22 protein-coding genes are annotated in these 24,949 nt (G+C 60.9%); 8 read left to right on the top strand and 14 right to left on the bottom strand.

All coding sequences use genetic code 11. The annotated features are described in order from the left end of the window. Positions 1–10 precede the first annotated feature (10 nt). On the bottom strand, positions 11–658 hold the full coding sequence (locus tag ACFQDI_RS06480; RefSeq protein WP_377164642.1) for a hypothetical protein: 648 nt from the start codon (positions 656–658) through the stop codon (positions 11–13). A gap of 91 nt (positions 659–749) precedes the next feature. Between ACFQDI_RS06480 and ACFQDI_RS06475 the strand changes: the two genes are divergently transcribed. Further along, positions 750–1,175, top strand: a complete 426-nt coding sequence (locus tag ACFQDI_RS06475) for a type II secretion system protein (RefSeq protein ID WP_377164640.1) — start codon at positions 750–752, stop codon at positions 1,173–1,175. An 8-nt stretch (positions 1,176–1,183) separates the two neighbouring features. On the opposite strand, the gene ACFQDI_RS06470 is transcribed toward ACFQDI_RS06475, so the two are convergent. Next, on the bottom strand, positions 1,184–1,960 hold the full coding sequence (locus ACFQDI_RS06470) for a hypothetical protein (RefSeq protein ID WP_377164638.1): 777 nt from the start codon (positions 1,958–1,960) through the stop codon (positions 1,184–1,186). Between the two features lie 121 nt (positions 1,961–2,081). Here ACFQDI_RS06470 and ACFQDI_RS06465 point away from each other — a divergent pair, with 121 nt between their 5' ends. Both ACFQDI_RS06465 and ACFQDI_RS06460 read left to right on the top strand, forming a co-directional pair. Beyond that, the gene (locus ACFQDI_RS06465) at positions 2,082–2,996 is read left to right on the top strand and encodes a DUF2167 domain-containing protein (protein ID WP_377164636.1); all 915 of its coding nucleotides are present in this window, start codon (positions 2,082–2,084) and stop codon (positions 2,994–2,996) included. Positions 2,997–2,999: 3 nt separating this feature from the next. After that, a complete protein-coding gene (locus tag ACFQDI_RS06460; RefSeq protein WP_377164634.1) occupies positions 3,000–4,076 on the top strand; it encodes a hypothetical protein in 1,077 nt (358 codons plus the stop codon). A 6-nt stretch (positions 4,077–4,082) separates the two neighbouring features. Here ACFQDI_RS06460 and ACFQDI_RS06455 read toward each other — a convergent pair whose 3' ends face one another. Next, a complete protein-coding gene (locus ACFQDI_RS06455; protein WP_377164632.1) occupies positions 4,083–5,060 on the bottom strand; it encodes an alpha/beta hydrolase in 978 nt (325 codons plus the stop codon). 62 nt (positions 5,061–5,122) lie between these two features. Here ACFQDI_RS06455 and ACFQDI_RS06450 point away from each other — a divergent pair, with 62 nt between their 5' ends. Beyond that, positions 5,123–5,710 carry a septal ring lytic transglycosylase RlpA family protein gene (locus ACFQDI_RS06450; RefSeq protein WP_377164630.1) on the top strand — a complete coding sequence of 196 codons (588 nt, stop codon included), beginning with the start codon at positions 5,123–5,125 and terminating at the stop codon, positions 5,708–5,710. Here ACFQDI_RS06450 and ACFQDI_RS06445 read toward each other — a convergent pair. The 9 genes from ACFQDI_RS06445 to mntR all read right to left on the bottom strand — a co-directional run bounded on the left by ACFQDI_RS06445 (position 5,701) and on the right by mntR (position 18,319). Next, positions 5,701–8,853 carry an efflux RND transporter permease subunit gene (locus ACFQDI_RS06445; protein WP_377164628.1) on the bottom strand — a complete coding sequence of 1,051 codons (3,153 nt, stop codon included), beginning with the start codon at positions 8,851–8,853 and terminating at the stop codon, positions 5,701–5,703. The two genes, ACFQDI_RS06450 and ACFQDI_RS06445, sit on opposite strands and share 10 nt — an antisense overlap. 37 nt (positions 8,854–8,890) lie before the next feature. After that, positions 8,891–10,141, bottom strand: coding sequence for a TolC family protein (locus tag ACFQDI_RS06440; protein ID WP_377164626.1), 1,251 nt, complete (start codon positions 10,139–10,141; stop codon positions 8,891–8,893). A 109-nt stretch (positions 10,142–10,250) separates the two neighbouring features. Beyond that, entirely contained in the window at positions 10,251–10,757 is a 507-nt protein-coding gene (locus ACFQDI_RS06435) for a hypothetical protein (RefSeq protein ID WP_377164624.1), read from the bottom strand. 68 nt (positions 10,758–10,825) lie between these two features. Further along, positions 10,826–14,038 (bottom strand): efflux RND transporter permease subunit, encoded by a 3,213-nt coding sequence (locus ACFQDI_RS06430; RefSeq protein WP_377164622.1) that lies wholly within the window; start codon positions 14,036–14,038, stop codon positions 10,826–10,828. 5 nt (positions 14,039–14,043) lie between these two features. Next, entirely contained in the window at positions 14,044–15,219 is a 1,176-nt protein-coding gene (locus ACFQDI_RS06425; protein ID WP_377164620.1) for an efflux RND transporter periplasmic adaptor subunit, read from the bottom strand. A 17-nt stretch (positions 15,220–15,236) separates the two neighbouring features. Further along, the gene (locus ACFQDI_RS06420; protein ID WP_377164618.1) at positions 15,237–16,574 is read right to left on the bottom strand and encodes a TolC family protein; all 1,338 of its coding nucleotides are present in this window, start codon (positions 16,572–16,574) and stop codon (positions 15,237–15,239) included. 197 nt (positions 16,575–16,771) lie between these two features. Then, positions 16,772–17,263: a hypothetical protein gene (locus ACFQDI_RS06415; protein WP_377164616.1), complete on the bottom strand. Its 492-nt coding sequence runs from the start codon at positions 17,261–17,263 to the stop codon at positions 16,772–16,774. Positions 17,264–17,458: 195 nt separating this feature from the next. Continuing rightward, entirely contained in the window at positions 17,459–17,779 is a 321-nt protein-coding gene (locus ACFQDI_RS06410) for a hypothetical protein (protein WP_377164614.1), read from the bottom strand. Between the two features lie 90 nt (positions 17,780–17,869). Next, positions 17,870–18,319, bottom strand: a complete 450-nt coding sequence (mntR, locus tag ACFQDI_RS06405; RefSeq protein ID WP_377164612.1) for a transcriptional regulator MntR — start codon at positions 18,317–18,319, stop codon at positions 17,870–17,872. A gap of 125 nt (positions 18,320–18,444) precedes the next feature. Here mntR and ACFQDI_RS06400 point away from each other — a divergent pair, with 125 nt between their 5' ends. Genes ACFQDI_RS06400 through trpS form a run of 4 tightly spaced genes read left to right on the top strand, consistent with a single transcriptional unit; the run spans position 18,445 to position 22,057 of the window. Further along, positions 18,445–19,245 carry a transporter gene (locus ACFQDI_RS06400; protein ID WP_377164610.1) on the top strand — a complete coding sequence of 267 codons (801 nt, stop codon included), beginning with the start codon at positions 18,445–18,447 and terminating at the stop codon, positions 19,243–19,245. A 15-nt stretch (positions 19,246–19,260) separates the two neighbouring features. Next, entirely contained in the window at positions 19,261–20,616 is a 1,356-nt protein-coding gene (locus tag ACFQDI_RS06395) for an Nramp family divalent metal transporter (protein WP_377164608.1), read from the top strand. Positions 20,617–20,621: 5 nt separating this feature from the next. Next, positions 20,622–21,056 carry a universal stress protein gene (locus ACFQDI_RS06390; RefSeq protein ID WP_377164606.1) on the top strand — a complete coding sequence of 145 codons (435 nt, stop codon included), beginning with the start codon at positions 20,622–20,624 and terminating at the stop codon, positions 21,054–21,056. A 35-nt stretch (positions 21,057–21,091) separates the two neighbouring features. Then, the gene (gene trpS, locus ACFQDI_RS06385) at positions 21,092–22,057 is read left to right on the top strand and encodes a tryptophan--tRNA ligase (protein ID WP_377164604.1); all 966 of its coding nucleotides are present in this window, start codon (positions 21,092–21,094) and stop codon (positions 22,055–22,057) included. Here trpS and rnr read toward each other — a convergent pair whose 3' ends face one another. Beyond that, the gene (gene rnr, locus ACFQDI_RS06380) at positions 22,058–24,286 is read right to left on the bottom strand and encodes a ribonuclease R (RefSeq protein ID WP_377164602.1); all 2,229 of its coding nucleotides are present in this window, start codon (positions 24,284–24,286) and stop codon (positions 22,058–22,060) included. It lies immediately after the preceding gene. Between the two features lie 49 nt (positions 24,287–24,335). Continuing rightward, positions 24,336–24,872: a YkgJ family cysteine cluster protein gene (locus ACFQDI_RS06375; protein ID WP_377164600.1), complete on the bottom strand. Its 537-nt coding sequence runs from the start codon at positions 24,870–24,872 to the stop codon at positions 24,336–24,338. Positions 24,873–24,949 lie beyond the last annotated feature (77 nt).

Raw genomic sequence — 24,949 nt, 5'->3', positions numbered from 1 at the left:
AGGTTGTACGTCAAGGTGACGCTTCAAGAGAACGCACAACAACCTGCTCTTTGTCATCCCTGCCGTACAATACGTTGAGTTTTGTGCCTGCAGATGCCTGCAAGGACAAAACGCAGTCCCGAGAAGCCAGAGCAGCCTGCCAGTCCTGCCGGATGAGCCCTCGCGGGTCCTGAAGTTTCCACCCCTGCCCTACCCGCAATTGAGGGTCCAGCCAGGACACCGCTTCGAGGCCCTGGATTACCGCCCCGGGAGGGATCTCGGCACCGTCCAGAAACCAAGCCTTGGGCACCAGGCTTTGCAGGGCTTCAAAATGCTGCCGCCGCAATTCCTGGCTCCAAAAAGAGCGCAAAGCCGGCAAGTGGAGGAGAGCCTGCTCCAGAGGTGCGCTGGCCAGCGAGGCACTGCCTGCCGTCAAAGTGATGCCATCCTGATCCTGCACGTAATCAAATGAAAGCCAGAGCTCTGCACCGACCTCACTCCCCGGGGCAAGCGCCATCCAGTGCGCCAGGAAACTGCCCAAGGGTTCCCCGATGCGGGCTTTGCTGACGCGGGCCTGCAGGATCTTGCGGGCTGCGGCCCAGCGCAGGATGCGATAACCGGCTGACTCAACGGCTTCACGCTGTTTCCGGGAAAGTTGTGCCGTCAGATCGGGTTTCATGGGTGCTGCTGCTCTGTCTAAAGTGCAGAGAGAGTCACCCGTCAAAACGAGAGATTGCGACGAATGGATGTTTATGATAATTATAAACCTCGTGTCATCCCCTTCCCTTCCTGCTCTGCGCCTGCACAGCCAGCCCCGTAACCAGGCGGCGGGTTTTTCATTGGTGGAAGTGCTCGCGGTGATCTGCCTGATCGGCATTCTCAGCAGCATCGCGCTCGGCTGGTTCGGGGGAAACAACAAGAGCAGCATCGAGCGTGTGATTCACCAGCGGAACGCGCAGGAGATCGTTTCACTGGGAGTCTGCGCCACCATGGGAGGGGCGGACTTTGTCGTGCCCGGCAACAAAATGGCGACGGCCGCCAACCTGATTGTCGGAGTGACCGGCCGGGAGGGAATGTGGAAGGACAAACTTTTCCGCCTCAACAACCTGAAACCTGCCGACCTGCCCGGCGCGCTGACTTTTGTGAAATTTGAATCTGGCCTGCTGCTCTATGCCCCTGCCGGGCAGCAGCCGTGAGGCCGGACCTAGTCGGCTCTTGATTCCAAGGTTGCGGTGGCAGGCAGCTTCGCGGCCTCCAGGGGATTGGCTGCCGCAGGTTCATCAGGGAAGATCACCACAATTTCGCGGATGTCCTGCGGCGCGCGCTCTTTGTGCTCCTTGAGCACCCAGTGCTGGACGAACTTGGCGACAGACAGACGGCTGGCCTCGCGCACATGCCGGATCTTGCCCGGGACTGCGGCACGGCTTTCGAGAATGGATGTCAGCCCTTTTTCGAGTTCGGCCATGTTCTCCGCTGCGTTGAACCTCAGCCAGCCTGCTTCGGATTTTTTTTCCATCGTTTCCGTGCGAATCGCAGGTGGCAGCGAGGGCCGGATGGCTGGCGCGACCACCACGCAGCGTCCGTTTTCAACCGTCAGCTTCCATTCGTCAGACAACTTCAAATGGTAGCGATAGACGACCATCGCGCGAATCTCCGCGACTGTGGTGCCGAGGTAGATGGCGTCATTGAGCCATGTCTTGGTGTCATATTTGGTGACCGTCTCCTCTGTGTCCAGGGTGGCCAGTTCCAGAACGTCGCCATGAGTCGAGGCGATGCGCTTCACGTTTTCGCGAAAGCTCTCGGTGATGGTCTGTTTTTGGAAATGCTCAGCGAGCCACTTCATGCCGAAGCCCGCGTCCACCATCTTCCAAGCCACGGCGGCCCCGAGGATCACTGCCAGCAGAAACGCCAAGGCGAGGATGGTGAAGCATCCCGGCCCGCGACGTGGCGCGGATTCAGGTGTGAGATCGGATTCAGCCATGGGATGAAAAAAAGGGATAGCTGGTGGTGAACATGCCGCCTAAGGCATCCTCTGCCAATTACGAATCTGGTAAAAACCTCGCCTTGACGATCTCCCTCAGCCCCTGCGAAACTGCGCCTGCATGAAGTCTTCATTCTTCCCTCGCGCCGTGCTGCTGATTTTGCTGGCAGTCCTACCCTCAATCCAGGCACAGCAACCGGGCGATCAAAATGCCAATGAGGAAGAAAAAAAGCTGCTGGATGCCATGGAGAAGGTGGGGTGGGTGCGTGAAGGCGCGGGAGATCTGGGAGGCGTCGCGAAGATCGCCATTCCGAAAGGCTACCGCTTCACCCACGGCAGCGGCACCAGCCGTGTGCTGGAGCTGTTTGGCAATCTGCCCCAGTCCTCCGCCTCCGGCATGCTCACCACCGAAGGGTTCGGCCCATGGATCATCTTCAGCTATGATGACTCCGGCCATGTGAAGGATGACGAGAAAAATGACATCAATGCAGACGAGCTGCTCAAACTCCGCCGTGAGCGGCTGGCGGAGTCCAATGAAGTGCGCAAGGAGCGGGGCATCCCTCAGCTCGCCATCTTGGGCTGGGCCATGCCACCGCGGTTTAACGACACGACCAAGACACTCGAGTGGGCGGTGAGGATCCAAAGCCTGGACGGCAAAGGCGGCGAGTCGGTGAACTACGAGACGCGGCTGCTGGGCCGCACGGGCTCGATGCAGGTGCAGCTCGTGTGCGGGCCTGAGGAATTCCAGCCTCTGCTGGCTGAATTTCAGCGTGTCATGCAAGGCTTCTCCTATGTCGAAGGCCAGCGCTACGCCGAGTTCCGCAAAGGGGACAAGGTGGCCGAATACGGCCTGACGGCACTCGTCGCCGGCACGGGTGCGTTTGCTGCGGCCAAAATGGGTTTGTTTGGCAAAATCGGGATCTTCTTCGCCAAGCTGGGCAAGGCTGCCATCCTGCTGGTGGTTGGTGTGCTGGCGGGTTTGAAAAAGCTGCTCGGCAAACTCTTCGGCGCGCGCGAACAGCCACCCAGCGAATAGGGCATGACCGACGGCCAGACGCTTCTCGCAGTCTTTGTGCTGCTCTACCTCATGGAGTGCCTGCGCCTGGTGCCTGCCACTGCATGGATGGCTGCGGGCACAGGAAACAAAGGCTGGAGCACCCTGCGGCCATGGATGAAGCTGCAACTCGGCGGCGGCTCTCCGCTGCTGCTCTCCCCGCTGCCACCGATGAGGGCGCATGCCCTGGCGCTGCCCTGGATATTTGCACCTGATCATGACTCACTGCGTGTGAGACTGACCGACAGCGTGAGCACCTATGTGCCGTGGGAGCAACTGGCCCTGCGTGTGGAGGAAAACCTGCTGCATCTTGGCACAGGCTGCCGCGTGCGCCTGCCCTCAGCCGCACTGGCCGAGGTCTGGCGGCAGCGGCTTGCTGAATGGCAAGGCCTGAAACCCGAACAGCGGAGGAAGGCCTTTCTCAAGCACGCGCGAGCGAGCCTCGACGTCAAGTCTGCCAGCCAGAGTGCTGCGGCTTCGGCGGGTCAGAGCCGCGCGCTGCGCCTGCTGGCAACGACCCATTTCATGTGGTGTTTCGGCGTCCTCAGCGTCCTTTACCACCGCTTTGGAGACAGTCTGCCCGTGCTCGCCGCCGCAGGCGTGCTGCTGCTGCTACAGTTCATCCAGTCATGGCTGTTTCTGCGGAACACCCGGAAAAACGCCGCCCTGATTCCCCACCGCCGCTGGCGTGCGCTGGGCATCGTCTTCCTGCCGCAGCTGACGATGAGGGCCTTTGACAGCGTGAATCTGAGCACGGATGCCGAACCTCCGCACCCGCTCGCCTGGCGCAGCCTGCTGGATGAGAAGCCATGGCTCGAACATGCACGGCAGTTTTGGCGTGAAAGCCGTTACACGCCCGGCTGGTCTGAAAACGCCCCTCTCACGCCTGAGGCCGAAGCGCTGCGGTCATTTTTCCAGAGTGAAGGTGTTGCGGAGACTGATTACGATCCGCCTGCTGAGACGAAGCTGCCCACCTGCCCGCGATGCAGGGCGGAATACCAGAGCGGTGTCACCTCCTGCGCCGATTGCGGCGGGGTGGAGCTGAGGCAGCCAGCGACATAAGCCGCATCACGGATTGGGAACGTGGCGCAGCATCCACTCCGCCATCTCTGCGTAGATGGGAAAATCTGTGATCAGCACATTGTCGTGGTCGGCGCCGGGGATCTCCACCCAGCGCTTTTCCAGCCCCTGGGGCAAAGCCTCGTAGAGATGCCTTCCACACTCGACGGGTATCACACGGTCTGAAGTGCCATGGGCGACCAGCACCGGGCATTTTAAGCGGGGAGCCAGAGCCGCAGAGTTCGCTGCGCTGATGGCCACATCCGTCTGGCATTGGTAAAACCAGCCGGTGATGCGGCTCCATACCGAGCCGAGCGCCTCGCCGGCCCAGCCTGCCGTCTGATGACGGACGACGTGGTCCAGCGAATCAAAAGTCGAAACCAGCACGGCGGCACGCCACGGTGCGCCCTCCTGCGAGAGTGCACGCACACTGACGGCCCCACCCATCGACATGCCCATGATGCCAGCAGGCTGAGGGTTGAATCCAAACTTCGCCGCCGCCTCCTGCAAAACCATTGCCGGCAAGTGCCCCTCCCTGACACCAAAGCAGGCTGTCTCTCCCTGATGCTCCCCATGCGCGGGAAGGTCTGGCAGAATGCAGCGGAAGCCTGCTGCACAGAAACGCTCTGCAACCAGGAGGTAGTCCTCCTTCCGGCCCCGGCGGCCATGCACAAGCACCAGAGTGCCCACCACACTGCCCGGAGCCACGAGGGTGAGCCCTTTCTGGAGCAGCTGTTCCCGGATCACCAGCCCACGCTTCCCCAGGGCTCCATGCGGAGCTGGCTCGCATACGAGGCAGGGAGTGCCGTCAGCACAGGTCAGAGGCCTCAGCAGGACCCCATGGGCGGCGGGGTCCGCGAGGAACTCCCGATGATAATCCTGCAACGGCCTGCGAGGGGGATGCGCCATCTGGTCTGCGGCCAGCCAGCCCGCCAGAAATGGCACCAGCAGGAACACACCGCCGAGCACGATTCGTTTTCTTTTCACCAGGCGATGATGAGCAAGATTGTGCCGGGTGCCAATCTTGTTATGCTGCAAAACAGCAGATCATGAAATATTCAGTGCCTCTTCGAGTCTTTGCCATCGTGCTGCCCGCTCTGCTGGCCAGCTGCGCCAAGCCCGCCTATCAGGTGCGTGGCTACGCCTCCTACATCGCGGAGCAGTATGCAGGCCGCTACACGAGCTCAGGGGCCATTTATCAGCCCATGGGCTGGACGGCTGCGCACAACACGCTGCCATTTGGCACGGTGGTCAAGGTGAAGAACAACTACAACGGCCGCACGGTCAATGTGACGGTGAACGACCGCTTCCCGTCTTACCCGAACCGGGTCATCAATCTCTCCCGTGCCGCAGCCCAGGAACTTCAGATTCCCTACCAGCAGCTGGGGGATGTGACGGTGACCGCCAAGACGGTGGCGGGCGGTCCTGCCACCGCGGGCAGTTACAACACCGCGCCTGCAAGCACCTACACCTCGGCCCCGCCTGCGGGCTACCCTGCTTCTGGCAGCTACTACGGAGCCCCTCCCGCGCCCAAAACCCCGTCTTATCCAAACAAGGCTGGCACAGTCCCACCCGCAGGCTACGGCACCAGCGCGCCGCCTGCGGGCATTCCACCACCGCCGCCCGGCTATCGTTGACCGGCTGACGGCTCCGGGGTCTTCGCTTTGCGCTCGATCCAGTCATAGAGCATGGGGAGCAGCAGCAACGTGAGCAATGTGGAGCTGATGATGCCACCAATGACGACGGTGGCCAGAGGGCGCTGAACCTCTGCACCGGCACCGTGGGCGAGCGCCATGGGGACGAAGCCCAGAGCGGCAACGAGGGCGGTCATCATGACGGGTCGCAAGCGGGTGGCGACGCCTGTGAGGACGGCATCACGGACGCTCATGCCCTCCTCCCGCAGCTCGTTGAAGTAGTTCACCAGCACGAGTCCGTTGAGGACGGCGACGCCGCTCAGCGCAATGAAACCGACGGCGGCGGTGATGCTGAAGGGCATGCCGCGCAGCTCCAAGGCAATGATGCCGCCAGTCAGCGCGAGCGGGATACCCGTGGCGACGAGGAGTGTCTGGCGGATGCTGCCGAAGGCGAAGAAGATGAGCATCAGAATGAGCGCCAAGGCGGTGGGCACCACGATGAGGAGACGAGCACGAGCTTCCTGGAGGTTTTTAAAAGTGCCGCCGAACTCGAAGCTGTAGCCCTCGGGGAAGGTCACTTCTTTTTTAATGCGCGCGCTCGCTTCATTAACGAAGCCTTCCATGTCTCGCCCCTTCACACCGACGAGCAACGCGGCACGGCGCTGCGTGCGGCTGTGACGGATGGGTTCCACGGTTTTCTCGGTGTGAATGTCCACCGCATCTCCCAGCGAGAGCATGCCGAAGTCGCCAACACGCAGCGGCAGGCTCTTCATGATCTCCTCCTTGGCGCGCTCCTCCTCCGGAAGGCGCACGACGATGTCGCGCTTGCGATTGCCTTCGACGACCTGGCCGGACACCTCCCCGCCGAGGCCGGCTGAGACGGCATGATTGAGCTCGGCCAGAGGAACGTTGTACTTGGTGAGGATGTCGCGCTTCACCTGCATGACGACGGTGCTGGTGCGACCGTCTGTTTCAAGCTCGGCGGATCCGCCCGGAGTGTTGTTGATGATGTCACGAATCTGGCTGGCAAGCTTTTCGAGCATGTCGAATTCGATGCCATAGATGCGCACGGTGAGCTCGGCCTTGGAACCTTCCATCATTTCATTGAAGCGTGTCTCGATCGGCTGGCCGAATTCGATGGTCTGGTCTTCGTGCTCACTGAGCGCCTCCTTCTCGATGGCTGCACAAAGCTCGGCCTTGTTAGTGGGAAGGCCGGGCCCTTTGGGCCACTCGGACACGGGTGTGTAGAAGATGTAGAAATCCGTTTCATTGGGCGGCATCGGATCGGTGGCGACTTCGCTGGTGCCACTGCGGGAGAAAAAGCAGGTGACCTGTGGAAACTTTTCGCGCACCATCCTGCCGAGCACGAGGTCCTCATGCAGAGACTCCTTGAGGCTCATGCCGACTTTGCGGTAGATCATCCCGGCGATGGAGCCTTCATCCAGCTTGGGAACGAACTCGGCCCCCAGTGTGCTGAACCGCCAGCCGCAGAAAGCAAAGAAGGCGACGGCCAGAAGCACCACCGCCCCACGCATTTTGATGGCGGCACGCAGCATGGGCTGGAACACGCGATTGAGAGCTGAGATGATCCAGTTGTCTTTTTCCGCGACATTCCCGCCGAGGAAGAACGAGCACATCGCGGGCATGAGCGTCAGCGCCAGCAGCAGGGCTCCGGCGAGCGCAAAAATCACCGTCACCGCCATGGGGCGGAACATTTTTCCTTCGGTGCCCGTGAGCGTCAGGATCGGCAGATAAACGATGGTGATGATGAGCACGCCGAAAAACATCGGGCTGGCCATCTGCTTGCTGCCGGCGAGCACTTCGCGTGAACGCTCTTCTTTGGTGAGAATACGTCCGAGGTGATGCTGCTTGACGCCGATCCTGCGAATGATGTTTTCCACCATGACCACAGCACCGTCGATGATCAGACCAAAATCGACCGCGCCAAGACTCATCAGATTGCCAGACCAGCCACCCTGCACCATGCCACAGATGGCGAAGAGGAACGAGAGCGGAATGGCCAGCGCCACGATCAAAGCCGCGCGCCAGTTTCCGAGAAGGAGGAGCAGGACGACAATGACGAGCACGGCGCCTTCGAGGAGATTTTTTTCCACGGTGCCAACGGTGGCCTCGACGAGATCAGACCGCTCGTACACGACGGTTACATCCATGCCTGCAGGCAGCTTTTCCTTCAACTCCTCAAGCCGTGGTGCCACGCGATGACAGACGACACGTGCGTTCTGTCCCATAAGCATCATCACGGTGCCGAGCACGACCTCCTCCCCGTCCATGGTGGCCGCACCGCCGCGGAAGCCGGCGCCCCACTGGACCTTGGCCACGTCCTTCACCCGCAGCGGCTCGATGGCGGCACCAAACTTGATTGGCAGCTGGGCGATTTCCTCCGCCGTGCTGACGCGGCCGACACTGCGAATGGTGAGCTGTTCGTCTCCACGATTGATGACACCACCGCCGGCGTTTTCGACATTGCCACGAATGATGGCGGCGAGTTCGCCCACGGTCATGTTCGCCGACTTTAATTTATCGAGGATGGGCTCGACCGTGACCTGTCGCTGATGCCCGCCGTTGCTGTTGATTTCCGCCACCCCTTGCACGACGCGCAGGTGGGGTTTTACCACGTATTCGTGCGTTTCCCAGAGGCGCATGAGGCCTTCGCGTTCATCGGCTGGCTTCTCCTTGGCCCCCTTTTTCCAGTGAAGGGTGTAGTAGAATATTTCACCGAGCCCCGTGCTGATGGGGGCGAGGCTGAGCGAACTGCCCGGTGGCAGATCGCGCATCACGGCGGTCAGCCGTTCGGTGACGAGCTGGCGTGCACGAAATATGTCCGCGTCGTCTTCAAATTGGATCGTGACCTGGCTGAGGCCAAACTTGGTGAGAGAGCGCGAATCCAGCACCCCGGGCATGCCGGAAAGCGCCATTTCGATGGGGCGGGTGACGGCGCGTTCGGATTCCTCGGGTGCGAGGGCAGGCACAGCGACGTTTACCTGCACCTGCGGGCCGGTGAGATCCGGCACGGCGTCGATGGGCAGGTGCATGAGAGAATACAAGCCCGCACCGAGCAGGCCAAAAGCCCCCAGCAGCACGAGGGCACGCTGGCGGACGGAGAAGTCGAGAATGAAATTGAGCATGGCCGCAGAAAGAGTGTTTCAAAATAATGCGACCAGCCTACTCCGCGAGGGAGCCGCCCGTGAGCTGCTCAAGCTGCAGACGTGCGTCCACAGCGCCAAGCTGCGAGGTGAGCACCGCCTTGACGGAGGCGATGTACTGGCGTTGCAGCTCGGTGTAAGTCGCCAGCGGCAGCGCCCCCAGGCGATAATGCTCATCGGCTTCAGCGGCAGCCTTGCGAAAGCTCTCGAGGGTGTCTGCGGGCCATTTGGCGAGCTCCTCCGTGTGGATGCGGTAATGGCTTGCCTGGGCGGCGACATCACGCTCGAGCTGGCGCATTTGCGCGGTGAGCATGACCTCCGCCTGCACTTCCCTGGCTTTTGCGGCGTCGATCGCGCCCTTGTTGCGGTTCCACAAAGGCAGCGGAATGGAAACGCCGATGCCCACCTGCGTTTCGCGGGTGAGGGTCGTCTGCTTCTGCATGTAGGGCTGCACGGTGATGGAAGGCCAGCGCTCGTTTTTCGCGAGCTCCACATGGTAGCCCTGCTGCTCCACATCAATGAAACGGGCACGCAGTGCGAAGTTTTTGCGACGTGCCTCAGCCAGCAGAAACTCGAGCGCGGGCGGCGGGTTGAGCACCAGATCTTCCATGCGGAGCTCAAGCGGGTGCTCGGCTTTTTCGCCCAGGAGCTGGTTCAGCTCAAAGCGTGCGGCGGCGAGTTCATTGCGGGCCAGTGTGGCTTCAGCGCCGAGCGTGAGAGCACTGGCCTGGATGATGCGTGCCTCAAGTCGCGGAGCAGCGCCGGCGGGGTCGCGCTGGAGCAGCACGGAGGCGAGGGATTGGAAGCGCTTTGCCACCTCTTCGGCGGCACGGGTCTGCTCCTGGGCGGCCAGCAGCTTCCAGGCGATGGTGCGCACCCGCCCGGCCAGAGCCGCACGGAACTGGGCAAAGCCGAGCTGGGCCAGCTCGATGTCTTTTTGTGCGATGGCCTTGCGCAGGGAGAGGCGTCCCGGCCAGTCAAAAGTCTGCGTGAGCTGCACCGCCCAGGTGGGGCCATCGCTGACCTGGGTGGTGGCGAGGTCCCGCAAATGCCAGTTGCCGACGCCGACCATCATGTCGGGGTTTTTGATCTCCCCCGCCTTGGTTTTGCCACCACGGGCAACGTCGATCTGAGCCTCGTAATAACGCAGCTCAGGGTGCGTGGCGAGAGCCTTGAGGACGAGTGAATTGACTGAGACAGGCTCCGCGCCGCCAGAGCGGGAGGCCAAAAGCAAAACAAAGAAAAAGGAAACGAGGGAGGGAAATTTCATGCGCGTAAAAAGGAAAATGGATTCGAAAACAGACTGAGTATGCGGAGTCATCCGCGACACATGCCAACACTGCCCGCAGGTGCGGATGCAGGATTTCAAAGCCATTTTCTCAACAGCGCATGACTGTCCGGCCTGATCTGAGCGCAAGGCCGTGCGACCAAGAGCCTCTCAGAAGCCGCGCTGCCACGGCCTGATCTGGCGAAGGTCTGGCAAAGCGGCAGTCAAGAACCGTCACCGGAATGACGGTCTGGGCGATGCCTTGCGTGGGCGACTGCTGCTGCTGCTGGGCCCGTGAAGCCTCATCGACAGACTTGAAGGCCAGGATGTGGTCCGAGGCGGAAGATTCAGGCGTCACCGCAAAGGCCATCAAAAACCTGCACAGGGCATCATGCTGGTGGCGGGAGAGCTCGGCCGTGGATTTACCCGCATGGGAGAGGACGACGGTCAGCCCCTCCTCATTCGAGACGCCCACCTTGACGGCATGGTCACCATCGATCAAAGCCGCCGCCATGCAGATGGCCGGCGCTATTCCCTGAGAGGAAAGCAGCCAGCCTGCCAGCAGCAGCAGATGCACCAGCCTGGTGAGAGGCCTGGAGTGATGGCGGTGTGCGCGCATGTCAGATTGGAGGATAATTGTATAACATATCCTACAAGGGCAATCTAGCACAAAAAGAGAGGCGGGTATCAGCCGTCCGCGGGTGGACGGTCCTCCGGCTTTTCCGAGCTTCTCTTTTCCGAACCTTTCTTTTTACCCCACGACAAAAATGGCTGGTGATCGGGGCCTTCGATAAGGACGTACTGACTGTGCAGGCCTTCTTCTCCGGCATCAAAATGCGGGTAGAGCACCGGCAGGATGAAAAGCGTGAGCAGGGTGGCGGTCACCAGCCCCCCGATAATGACACAGGCGAAGGGGCGGGCGGTTTCCGCACCGACGGCATGGGACAAGGCCGCAGGCAGCAGGCCCAGAGCAGCCATGGCGGCCGTCATCACCACCGGCCGGACACGGCTGATGGCCCCCTCCCGGACAGCCTCCGCCATGCGCATGCCTTCCTTGCGCAATTCGCGGATGCGCTCGACGAGGAGCACCCCGTTCTGCACCGAGACGCCAAAAAGGGCGATGAAGCCCACCAGGGCCGAGACAGACATGGCCAGCCCCGCGAGCGGCAGAACCAGGATGCCACCCACGGCAGCGAAAGGCACGTTCAGCAGGATGAGCGTGGCGAGCTTCGCGGAATCAAACGCGGTGAAGAGCAGGAAGAAAATGGCGATGAGCGTGATGGGCACGACCAAGATCAGGCGTTTCACGGCGCGCTGCTGGTTTTCAAAGGCCCCCGTCCACTCCAGCCGAAATCCCTTGGGGAGCACGACCTGGGCGTTCACTTTCTGCTGTGCCTCGGCCACCAGCGTTCCCAGATCGCGGCCACGCACGGCGAGCTTCACCGCCGTGAGACGGGCGTTTTCTTCGCGATAGATGCGGGCGAACCCGGGCTTCACCTCCACAGAGGCCACGGCCCCCAGCGTCAGGCGCTCACCGTCGGAGCCCGACACAGGGATGCGGCGAATGCCATCAATGCTGGCAACCGAACGCGGGATCATTTTGACGACGAGATCAAAGGTGCGCTCGCCTTCCAGCACTTTGGTGGCAACGGAACCGCCCATGGAAGTCTCAATGACCGACTGCACATCCGTCATCGACAATCCTGCACGCGAGATGGCGGTGCGATCCACCGCAATCTGGACCTGCGGCTGCCCCATAAGACGGTCGGTGCCCACATCTGCGGCACCGGGGACAGTATTGAGGATGTCCACGATCTGATCCGCGAGCTGCTGGAGCTTCTCAGGCTCGTCACCAAAGATTTTCACACTCAGCTCCGACTTCACACCTGAGATGGCCTCGTTGACATTGTCCTCGATGATCTGGCTGAACTGGAACTGAACTCCGGGCACTTCGACATTGAGCCTGGCCTTCATGGCTTTGACGAGGCCGTCCCGGTCCTTGGCGGTCTTCCACTCCTCACGCGGGTAAAGATCCACTGAAGTTTCGCTCACATCAAAACCGTTGACGTCCGTGCCGTCGTCGGGCCTGCCGTTTTGGGTGATGATGGACCTGGACTCCGGAAAAGAGGCCAGCACGGCACGCATGCGGCGCATGATCTTTGCGGACTCCGAAGGCGCAATGGTCTGCGGCAGGAAGGAACGGATGTAGAGGGAGCCCTCATCGAGCTTGGGGAGGAATTCCGTGCCCGTATGCGAGGAGACGACTCCGGCGACCGCCAGCATGATGACGCCGCTGAAAACGATCGTCCGGCCATGCTTGAGCGCCCAGTCGAGCGAGGGGCGGTACATGCGCACGAGAATGCGCACGAGCCAGGATTCATGCTCCCCCGGCCCCTTCTTGAGCGCGTAGCTGGCCAGCAGCGGCACAATCGTGAGGGCAAGAATGGTGCCTGCAACCAGCGCAAACGTCAGGGTCAGCGCCATGGGCTTGAAGATTTTGCCCTCCACACGCTGCATCGTGTAAAGCGGAAGGAAGGCCGTGAGGAGAATGGCCTTGGAAAAGAGGATGGGCCGCCCCATCTGCCCCACCGCCTTGGGCAGCAGCTTGAAGAGGGACTCCTTCTTGTCCCGCCGCTCATGCATCATGCGCAGCAGGTCCTCGATCACCACCACGGCGGAGTCCACAATGATGCCGAAGTCGATGGCCCCCATGGAGATGAGGTTTGCGGGGATGCCGCGCAAGTCGAGCATGGAGAAGGCGCCCAGAAGCGAGAGAGGCACGACGGCAGCAACCACAAGCGCGGAGCGGATGTTTCCCAGCCCGAGGAAAAGAATGAGAACGAGCAGCACAAGCCCGATGCCGTCCGCCATGTTTTTATGCACCGTGTGCAGTGTGCGGTTGATCAGATTGGTGCGGTCATAGTGCATGTGGATGTGCACCCCGGCCGGCAGAAACTTGGTGTTGATGATGTCGATCTTGTCACGCACACGCTCGAGGACTTCCATGGCGTTCTCGCCTTTGCGGAGCATCACAATCCCCTCGATGGCGTCATCGAGGTCGTAGTTCTCAGCCGGGATGTTGCGGCCCACCCTGCCGAGCCGCAGTTGCTCGCCGATCAAAACGCGCCCCAGGTCCCGCACGCGAATGGGCGTGCCTCCGCGCGTCTCCACCGCGATCTGGCCGATGTCCTCCAGCGACTGCACAAAGCCGAGACCGCGGACGATGAACATCTCCGGCCCGTGCTCAATGTAGGCACCTCCGGCATTTTTATTGCCCGCAGAGAGGGCATCCAGCACCTGGCGCAGCGAGATGTCGTATGAGAGCAGCTTCATCGGGTCGATCAGCACCTGGTACTGCTTGGTGGCGCCGCCAAAGCCGATGACATCGACCACGCCTGAAACCGTGCGCAGCTGGCGCTCGACGATCCAGTCCTGCACGGCACGCAGCTCTGTGGAGAGCATGCTCCGCGGCGCATCGAGCGTGTAGCGGTAGATCTCGCCCACAGGGGTGGTGTCCGGCGAGAGCCGCGTGTCCGCATCCGGCGGCAGGCTGACGCTGGAGAGCAGCTGGAAAGCCATGTTCCGGCAGTAGGCGCGGTCCGCGTCGTCATCAAAAACGATGGTGACCTGAGAAAGACCAAAGAGGGAGACGGAGCGGATCGACGAGCGCTTGGGAATGCTGTTCATGGCATTCTCGATGGGCACCGTCACCAGGCGCTCCACCTCCTCTGCGGCGCGCCCGGGGAGCAGCGTGATGATCTGCACGGAGACGTTGGTGACGTCCGGATAGGCCTCCACCGGCAGGCGGTTGAAGGCCAGCGCCCCGGCGAGCACAAACAGCACCATCAGCGCGAAGGCGATGGGCCGGTGTTTAAGAACGTATTTGGTGAGCGTGCCCATGGCGATCAATGTTCGGCCTTCTCGGCGCCGGCGTTGGCGGTGCTGGTATTGGCGTCCAGCAGGCTCTCCAGAACCAGCGCACCTTCGGAGACGACCTCCTCGCCCGCAGCGAGCCCCTTGCTGACAAAGACATGCCCGGCGTCTTCCGCAGCCGTGGTGATCTGCCGCATTTCAAAGTCGCTTTCAGATTTGCGCACAAAGACGCAGGCCTTTCCCTCCCTCAGGAACACCGCCTTGATGGGCACCTGCGGCATTTTGGGCACGTGGGTGATTACGTTGACGTCCACATACATCTGCGCCTTCAGCAGCTTCTTCGGATTGGCCACCGTGCCTTTGGCCACCACGGTGCGCGTTTCAGGGTTCAGCGACTGGCCGATCACCGTGAGCACTCCGGGGAAAACCTGGTCCCCATAGGCACGTGAGCGAATCTCCAGCTTCTGCCCGACCTGCAGGTTTGACAGATCCTGCTCGCTCACATCCAGGTGGACCCACAGGGATTCGGGATCCGAGATGATGAAAAGCGGGGCCGCCACCACGGCCATGCCGGCGAGCATCTGGTCAGACCTCACTTCCTGGCCCGGCTGCACGTTGCGGTCAACAATGACGCCTCCCATGGGGGCTTTCAGCGCAAAGGAACCGTTCACATCGCCGCCACGCCCGCCCCACACGGCCAGCCGCTCGACCGCACGATCGCGCTCGGACTGGGCGTCACGGAAGGCTGTGTCCGCCGAGTCGAGCTCCTTCTGAGGGAGCACACCCTGCTTGAACAAGTCCTGGGTGCGCTCCAGCACGCGTTTGGCCAGCGCCAGATCCGTCTCAGACTTGACGGCATCTGCCTGGGCCTGGCCGAAATCCGGAGAGGTGATGCGCGCCAGCTCATCTCCCACCGCCACCTTCTGCCCGCGTGCGCCTTTGATGCTGGCCACGCGCCCGGCGAGGGGGGAAAAGACATTGGTCGTGACGTCCTCGTTCCAGACCAGCTTGCCGGTCAGGTGCAGCACCACTTCGTCTTTTTCCCGGGCCGGCTGGACACCGATGGCCTTGAGCTGCGGATCCCCTGCAGTAAAAAGAAGGTGATTGCGCTCCACTTTCAGCGGGTAAGGATCTGGCTCCACAACTGCGGCCGGTTTGCATGATGCGATGAGCAGCACCAAAAGCCATGAGTGTCTGACGATTTGCATGAGAAATAGGGTTGGGGTCAAAAGTGGATGATCCAGATGCCTGCGGCGCGATGCAGCTCGATGACCGCACGGGCGTGGTCGCTTTGGGCGGTGTAGAAGCTCTGCCAGACCTCGTTGGCCTTGCGCTGGGCATCGAGCAGTTCGAGGAGCGATGAGCCGCCTCGTTTGTAGCTGACCACACGCTTCTCCAGCGCGGAGTCCACGTCCTTCAGCACCCCGGCCTTGTAGAGCTCCACTCTTTCACGAGCGATGCCGTAGAGGGAAAGCGCCTGCCGCACATCCACTCCTGCCTGAACTTCGGCATTTTCAAGGTTGAGCTGCGCCTGCTGTGCCATGGCTTGGGAAGCGGCTATCCCGCTTTTGTTCCGGTTCCAGACTGGCAGCGGGATGGAGAACATCACCCCGCCCATGTTATAAATCGGCTGCGGAGAAACGTCGTTGTACGAGGGAGTGCTCTGCTGCCAGATAGCTCCGATGGTGACATCTGGAATACGCTTGGCCTTCTCCAAATTGATGCCGGCCTGCGCCGCATCACGAAGATAACGCATTGCTATCAGGTCCGGCCGGTTTTTGATGGCGCTGGAAAGCAGTTTGAAGAGATCCGTATTTTGCGGCGCCACATCCAGAGCTCCCACCGGCTGCCAGTGAGTGCTGGCAAACTGCGGCCCCAAAAATGCGTTGAGCCCCAGTTCCGCATTTTTGGCCTGGGCCTGCGCATCCAGCAGCTCCGCCTCAAACTGGCGGACTTCCACCCTTGTTTGCAGCAGATCCACATCGCTGATGTCTCCGGCCTTTTGTCTTTCCTGCTGGGCCTGCAACAGTTCCCTCAGCAGCGTGGCGGTGCGCTGGAACTGGGCTGCCACCTGACCCATGAAGATTGCATCCGCATACGCAGCAGAGGCGTCCAGGCGAAGGTTCTGCAGAAAGCTTTGCAGCGAAGCGGAGGTCGCAGCATAATTTTTTCGGGCTACAAGCCAGCGCTTCGCTCTCTTGCCGCCTGTTTCAAAAGTTTGGGAAATGCTTGTCTGGTAGTAGCCTGGCAGAGATTGTGCCCCGGTGTGTGTCAGGTCTTTCCCATTGTTAAACTGCAAGACCGGATTTTGAAACACCTTGGCGGCGGCAATCGCTGTCTCAGCAATCGTGACATTGTAACGTTGCGCAGCATACCCAAGGTTCGATGCCGCCACCTTGTTTAGGTAATCCTCCAGCTTGATCGATGTTTTTCGGGAAGTGAGTTTGGTCAGTTCAGCCAGACGCTCCGCAGAGGGGCCCTCCGGTGCCACAGGTGCTTCTGCGGCGGTCGCCCGAAGTTTCAAGAACAGCATCAACAGAAGGAGATGAAGACAGGTTTTCATGTGTCGTGGCGGCATCAATGACCTTGAGCTAGGTAAGTTATGAGTCATTCGATACAGCGCAATCATTGTTGTATTTCAGGCAGGCAGGCAGAGCAGCTCTCCCGCGGAATGCCAGCAGCTGGCAGCCCGACAGAAAGAGTTCAAATGGGAGGGTGTTTATTTTATCGCTCGTTCTAGGAAACCCGTGCCCGGAGGGGTTACTTGAGCTGGTTTTTCCGCAGCGCCTCGTTGCTCCAGAAGTCTGCGAGCACGGCATCTCCATTCAGCACCTGCACGTGAAAGCCATGATAGCGGTGCCCGGACTCCTCGACGGTCTTGACGGACCTTCTGCCGCTTCTCTCCGTGTGCATGGGGGTGAAAACAAACGCCACCTTGGGCGTGGCCACATCCGCATACCTGCCGTTGGCGTCCACGGAGATCTTCATGTCTCCGGACTTTTCCACCACGATGGTGTCTGAACCACGGCGCAGGTTGGCGGCGAACAGCGTCCACCTCAAGGTCACGCCTTCCAGCTTGGCGCCAGAGGGGTTGGTGACCCGCACATTGAGCCAGTAGGCGCGGGTGACTTCGGCCTGTTTTTTGTCGGCGGTCTTGTTTTCACTGGCCGCCTTGACGTTGAGCATGACAGAGCCGGCAGACGCAACGCCGGTCAGCAGCAGGCCGAGGAAAATGGAAAGGATGGTTTTCATGGAAGAAAAAAGGAAGAGTGAGGGTCTCAAGCTGGAGAAAGCTACGGCATGGACAGAGTGAGACCGGACCGGCCCATGCACGATGATGAAAGTCATGGAAGCTGATGCAAACCACCCGCTTAGAAGCCGGTGCACAGCAATCCCTATGCCTATTTTAGGCAATGCCGAGGCGTTGCCGGCATTTGGCCTTCAGCCTCAACAGCACTCCCTGCACAACAGGCGATGGCGGCGCACGCCGGGGCAGGCCTTGGAGATGGCCGCTTTTTCAAGCGACAACACCAGCTCTGTCCTGACGCAGTGCGCCATCAGATCCATTCTGCTCAGCATGAACGGATCCCATTCCGGGTCTGCGTGATCACGCAGACCGCTGATCTTCATTTCCACATCGTCTTCATCCAGGGCCAGCACCAGGTGGGAAGTCACCTTCAGTGCCGCCGAGCCTGAGGCCAGGGCACACAACTCCGAGCCGAATGTCAGCAGGATCAGAATTGATGAGATGTACAAGTACCAGCGCATGAAAGAGTCGGTAGGCGGATTTAACGATCGGATGTCATGGTGGCTATCACAGGCTTTTAATTATTTTGCCAAGAAAAAAAAGCCCTATATTCACCCCAGGCCAGCGAGCTTTCGTCTCAGCTTGCGCATCAGAACGGCGTTCCCCTCCAGCTCTTCCATCAGAAGGGTCAAAACATCCAGGGTCTGGCGGCTGATGTGGTGCTCCATGCCCTCCACATCTTCATGCACGGTTTGGGGATCGAGCCCAAACCCCGCCAGCAGACGTGTCAAAACCTCATGCCGACGTGCGATCTCAGCACCGACCTTGCGCCCTTCATCCGTCAGGACCACGCCACGGTACCGTTCATACACCACAAAGCCTTCCGCATCCAGCTTCTGGATCATGTTGGTCACGCTGGCCTGGGAAATGCCCAGGTTTTTGGCGATGTCCACGACACGGGCATACCCCTTCCCTTCGATGAGATTATGGATCTGCTCCAGATAATCCTCGATGGCGGGCGAATGGACATGCGCGGTGGTTTCTTGACGCTTGGCGGGCATGCAGACTTTTAGCCCACGCCCCGGTGCAGGGAAAGCGAATCATTCCGCGCCCAAAGTTAGCCTGGGCTAAAATTCCGCTTGCCATTTTCCCGGCCTGATGTTTTTAGCCCAGACTAATTTTTATAATGCGCGCAAACATCACTTTTCTCACCTCACTCTTTGTCGCCAGCGCCGTCTTCGGCGCCGAAGAGCAGCCCCCCGTGCGCGAACTGAGCACCGACCGCCCGGACCAAACGGAGTCCGCCCACACCGTGCCGAAGGGCTGGTTTCAGGTGGAAAGCAACCTCATCTCCTTCAGCCGCACCCGGCAGGCGGGGGAGAGGTCTGATGACACCTCCTTCTGCGACTTTATTTTCAAATACGGGATCACCCACAACACGGACCTGCAGATCGGCTGGGCGCCACGGCTGCTGCACCGCAGTGAAGACGCGGACAGCGTGCTGATCGGCAAAAACAACGGCAGCGGGGACTTGTACCTGCGGATGAAAACCGGTCTGGTGGGGAACGACGAAGGCCCCTACGCCCTGGCTCTGCTGCCATGGGCGAAAGCCCCCACCGCCACCAAGGGGCTGGGAAATGACTGCTGGGAGTACGGCCTCACAATCAATCAGGAGCTCGACATCGGTGGCGGCTGGGAACTCGGCTCCAGCATCTTCCTCTCCATGGCCGTCACAGACCACCAGACGCGCTATTTTGAGCCCGCCTTCACCATCGCCATCGGGCGCGACCTGACTGAAAAAATCGGCTTCTATGTGGAGACGTACCAGGGCTACCTCACGGATGAAGGGCGCTACTGGCAGTCCTCGCTGGACGGCGGCCTCAGCTATCTCGTCACATCCAACCTGAAGTTCGACGCCGGCGTAAACTGGTACTACAACGCCCAGGAGGCCATCAATCCCTTTGTCGGCGTCTCTTTCCGCTTTTAATTCAATCCCCATACCATGGAAAACACTCCTGAAACAGGCTGGCGCTCACGCGGAGGCGATTCTCTGCCCGAAGTCTTCCGCTCCGTGCCCGTGCCCAAAGGCGGCTCGTTCTGGCGCAAGATGCTCGCCTACGCCGGCCCGGGCTTCCTGGTCTCCGTCGGCTACATGGACCCCGGCAACTGGGCCACGGACCTCGCAGGGGGAGCCCGCTACGGTTACACCCTGCTCTCAGTCATCCTGATTTCAAACGTCATCGCCATCCTTCTCCAGCACCTGTGCGTGAAGCTCGGTGTCGTGACGGGCCGGGACCTGGCGCAGGCCTGCCGCGACCACTACCCCAAGCCGGTCGTGTGGTTCCTTTGGTTTCTGTGCGAGGCCGCCATCGCCGCGTGCGACCTGGCGGAAGTGGTCGGCTCGGCCATCGGGCTGCAGCTGCTCTTTGGCATCCCGCTTGTCTGGGGCTGCGTCATCACCACGCTCGATGTCATGATCGTGCTGCTGCTGCAAAACCGCGGCTTCCGCTACGTGGAGGCTCTCGTCATCACCCTCATCCTAACCATCGGCGGGTGCTTCGCCGCCGAGATGGTGTTTGCCCGCCCGGATCTGGCCGGCATCGCCAGCGGCTTTGTGCCTTCGATGGAGATTTTGAAAAACCGCGAGATGCTCTTTGTCGCCATCGGCATCCTGGGCGCCACAGTGATGCCTCACAATCTGTACCTGCACAGCTCCATCGTGCAGACGCGCAACTTTGCCCGTGATGATGCGGGCAAGGCCGAGGCCATCAAGTTTGCCACCATCGACTCCACCTTTGCGCTGATGTTTGCGCTGTTCATCAATGGCGGCATCCTCATCGTCGCGGCGGCGGCCTTCCACACCAGCGGGCACAAGGAAGTCGCGGAAATCCAGGAGGCCTACGAGCTCCTGAGCCCGGTGCTCGGCGTCGGCGTGGCCAGCACACTGTTCGCGGTGGCGCTGCTGGCCAGCGGGCAGAATTCCACGCTCACAGGCACGCTCGCCGGGCAGATCGTCATGGAGGGCTTCCTCAACATCCGCCTGAAGCCGTGGCTGCGCCGCCTCCTCACCCGCCTCATCGCCGTGGTGCCCGCCGTCTGCGTGATCGGCTATTACGGTGAAGGTGAAACCACCAATCTCCTGATCTGGAGCCAGGTCATCCTTTCCATGCAGCTGAGCTTTGCCGTGGTGCCGCTGCTGAGATTCACGGATGAAAAGGCCAAGATGGGCCGCTTTGCCAACCCCGCCTGGATCAAAGGCCTCGCCTGGGCGAGCGCGGTGGTCATCATCATCCTCAATTTCAAGCTTCTCTTCGATTTCTTCGCCCCGCAGTCCTGGATCAACGCCCTCGGAATCTAAACGCCATGTATCGCAAAATCCTCGTCGCCCTCGACACCGGCTCTTCCGATCAGGAGCTGCTCCCCGCCATCACCGCCCTCGCCACCCTGATGCGGAGCGAGCTGCTGCTCGTGCATGTGGCTGACGGCTGGGCGGCCCGAAATTTCGACCAGCTCAAGCTCGCCGAGTCTGAAGAGATGAAGCAGGACCTGGACTACCTGGAAACCACCGCCGCCAGGCTGCGCACGGACACCAGCCTCACCGTCAGCGTCCGCCTCGTGCTGGGCGAGCCGCCGGACCAGCTGCTCAAAGTGGCCGCTGAGGAAAACATCGACCTCATCGCCCTCGCCTCCCACGGCCACCGCCTCATCGGCGACATCATCCACGGCAGCACCATCGACGCCGTCCGGCACAAGGCCACCGTGCCCCTCTTTGTGGTGCCGCCCAAGCGCGCACCTTGACGAACGCGCCCCCTCCCGCCATATCAGGGGCTCCTATGCGCATCCTTTCAGGCCTTCAACCCAGCGGCAGACTCCACATCGGCAATTTCTTTGGCATGATGGAGCCGGCTCTCAAGCTGCAGCACGAAGGCGACGCCTACTACTTCATCGCCGACTACCACTCACTCACCTCCGTCCACGACGGCAAGGCCCTCCGCAGCTACGTGCGTGAGCTCGCCATCGACTTCCTCGCCTGCGGCCTCGATCCTGAGAAGTGTGTCTTCTTCCGCCAGAGCGATGTGCCCGAGCACTGCGAGCTTTCCTGGATTTTGAGCACCATCACCCCCATGGGCCTGCTGGAGCGCTGCCACAGCTACAAGGATAAGATTGCCAACGGCATCAAACCCTCCCACGGCCTCTTTGCCTACCCCGTCCTCATGGCGGCGGACATCCTCATCTATGACAGCGATGTCGTCCCGGTGGGCAAGGACCAGAAGCAGCACGTCGAAGTCACCCGCGACATCGCCATCAAGATGAACGAAACCTTTGGCGAAGGACTCTTCAAGCTTCCCCAGCCGCGCATCCAGGAGGCCACCGCCGTCGTGCCCGGCCTCGATGGTCAGAAGATGAGCAAGAGCTACGACAACACCATCCCACTCTTTGAAGAGCCCGGCCCGCTCAAGAAGAAGATCATGGGCATCAAGACCGACTCCACCCCCGTGGAAGCGCCCAAGGCCGTCGAAGGCAGCAGCATCCTGGCCTTGTACAAGCTGGTGGCCTCACAGTCCGACTACGATGCCATGGTGGCCGACCACCTGAACGGCGGCGTGGGCTACGGCGACTTTAAAAAGCGCCTCCTGCAAGGCGTGACCGACTACTTCGCCCCCTTCCGTGCACGCCGCGACGAGATCGTGGCAGACAAGGGCTATGTGGACAAGGTGCTGGCCGAAGGCGCGGAAAAAGCCCGCGCCGTCGCCCGCAAGACCCTTGGCCGCGTGCGTGATGCCGTGGGACTGGGCTGATCAGCGTTTCCGCTTCTTGCCCTGCTGCGCACGCTTGTGGCCATGCCCAGGCTTGCGAGGCGGTGCGCTCTTGATTTCGCTGCGGTCCCTTTCACGGCGCTCAGGCCGCTCTGACTTGCGCGAGCGTGGAAACTCCTCCTTGGGCACCACAAGCTGGAAGTCCACCTGCTTCTTCAGGCTGTCGAGCTTGTAGATCTGCACCACCACATTGTCTCCCAGGCGGATGACACGCCGTGTGTGGCGGCCGGTGATCTGGCGGCTGGCCTGATCAAAGACGTAGAAGTCATCCCGGATGGCCGAAAGGGGCACCACGCCGCTGAGGCCCAGATCGGGCACATCCACAAAGAAGCCGAAGTTCCGGACATCGGTGACGAGCGCGGCATAGGGCTGCGGCTTCTTCGAAGCGATCTGCGCCTTGAGGTAGGCATAGAGCTTCACCTCTTTGCTGTCGCGCTCGGCATCCGCCGAGTTTTTCTCCGTGGCGCTGATATGCTCAGCGATCTGCTTTGCCACACCGGCATTGAGCTCGACCTTGTCGAACAAGGAGCGATGCACCACCAGGTCAGCATAGCGGCGGATCGGGGAGGTGAAGTGCGTGTACTTCGGCTTTGCCAGGCCGTAGTGGCCCAGAGGCTCGACCGCGTAGCGCGCCCGCATCATCGAACGCAGGAAGCCGATCTTCAAAGCAGGCCCAATCGGCAGCGTGCTGAGGCGATGCAGCAGCTTCTGCACTTCGGGCCGATGCGTGAGATTGCCACACTGCACGCGGTGGCTCAGCACCTCTTCGCGGAAGTCGCTGAGCTTCTTTTCCTTGGGCGACTCATGCACACGATACACTGAGGGGCGGTTCAGCCCCATCAGGCGGCCGGCCACAGCCTCGTTGGCCAGCAGCATGTATTCCTCGATGAGCTGATGGGATTCATCGTTCTCGATGCGCTCAATGCGCAGCACCTTGCCATGCTCATCGAGGCGGATCTTGTTCTCGGGGAAGTCCATGTCCAGCGAGCCGTCTTTGAAGCGCTGCTGACGTATCTTCTGCGCCATCGCGTGCGCATCGTGCAGCATCTGCTCCGTCTCATTCGTGGGTGGCACCTGGATGATTCCATAAGCCTCCTTGTAAGTGAAGCGGCGCTTGGAGCGGATCACAGCGGCATAAAACTTTGAGCTGACCACATGCCCGTCCTTGGACAGCACAAACTCCACGCACTTTGTCAGACGGTCCACGTTCGGCTTGAGCGAGCAGAGCTCATTGCTCAGCGCCTCCGGCAGCATCGGGATCACACGGTCCACCAGGTAAGTAGAATTGCCGCGCTTCTTTGCCTCCACATCCAGCGCGCTGCCCGGCAGCACGTAGTGGGACACATCCGCGATGTGCACCCACAGCTTCCACTGATCTCCGTGACGCTGAATGCAGATGGCGTCGTCAAAGTCCTTCGCATCATCCGGGTCGATGGTGATGACATTGTGCGGACGGCAGTCCACACGGCCTGCGCACTCCTGCGCGCTGGGCTGATTGTCCGGGCGCGATTTGGCAATCGTGTTCGCCTCATGGAGCACATTTTTCGGAAAGTGCAGCGGCAGCTCGTAGTGGCGGAGCACGGAGAGCATGTCCACGCCCTCCTCATCAGGCGAACCCAGCACCTCGATGATCTCCCCCTCGGGCGCGGTCTTGCGGGAATCCCAGTGCGTGATCTCCACCACCACCTTGTCCCCCACGTTCGGCTTGCGGCCCACATCGCGGGGCTCGGGCACGTAGATCGCGCCAGGAAGACGCGGATCGTCCGGTGTCACGTGCAGGAACTGCCTGGAGCGCTGCAAAGTGCCCACAAACTGCGAGCGCCGTCGCTCCAGCACCTTCACCACGCTGCCGCTTTTTTCCTGCTGCCCGGGCTTCACATCCAGGCGCACGAGCACGCGGTCTCCGTGCATGGCCGTTTCCGTCTTGCTGTCCGGAATGCTGATTTCGCCGAGGCCTGCCTCATCCGGCTGCACAAAGCCGCGGCCGCCACGTGTGATCTGGATCACCCCGGGGACCAGGTCGGCCTCTTTCGCCACAATGTAGCGGTTGCCTTTCGTGCGTACGATTTTGCCCTGCTTCTCCAGGCTTTTGAGCAGGCTTTGAAGCACCTGCTGTTGATTGGGCTTCATGCCCAGTTGTGAGAGCAGCTCCGGCACATTCGAGGGTATGTAATCCTCACTGCCAAGCAGCCCCAATAATTTCTTTTCCATCTTATTCTTACCTATCTGATCGAGGTACATCGCACGTCGATTGATTCCGTCAATGAGAATTCGGAGGCAGGCGGAACTCACGGTTCAGTCGCAGCTTCAGTTTGCGCATCGTTTCATCCAGTTCGTCACGCGTGCGAGCGAGCTCCGGCTCCAGAGCTTTGTCCACCGGCGTGAACATCACGCGCTCATAGCGCTCCATGAGCGCCTGGCCATCTTCGCGCAGTCCGCATTGCGTGATCAGACTTTTCACCTGCTCCACGAGTGCGCGCGTTTCGACGATCAGCTCCATCGCCTCAGCCTCCGTGGTTTCACCCGTTTGCAAACGCCCGAGCTGCTGGCAGTTGAACAAACGGCAGCGCACCGGCCGCCGCTCATACACGGTGCACCTGTTGTCCTTCAATGCCGAGCAGGGCTGCTCCATGTAATACTCGCCGCCACGACTGCGGATCTTGAGCCCCATTCTCCCGAGCTCTGCCGGCACTTCTCCTGGCTGCATGCGCACGATCTGAAACATCGTCCCGTCACAGCACATTCCGCACGCCGTGCACAGGCGGGGAGCGGCCAAGGAAAACTCTTCGGGGGACATGTTGAATTCTTAAAGGCTTTTCTCCCGCCAAATCAACCTCTGCTCTTGCCAAATCAACCGCCGATCCGCTAAAAGCC

Origin of the sequence: Prosthecobacter fluviatilis (assembly GCF_042655725.1) — a bacterium.
GTDB lineage: Bacteria > Verrucomicrobiota > Verrucomicrobiia > Verrucomicrobiales > Verrucomicrobiaceae > Prosthecobacter > Prosthecobacter fluviatilis.
The sequence above is the reverse complement of the archived record's forward strand: the minus strand, read 5'-3'. Positions and strand labels throughout refer to the sequence as shown.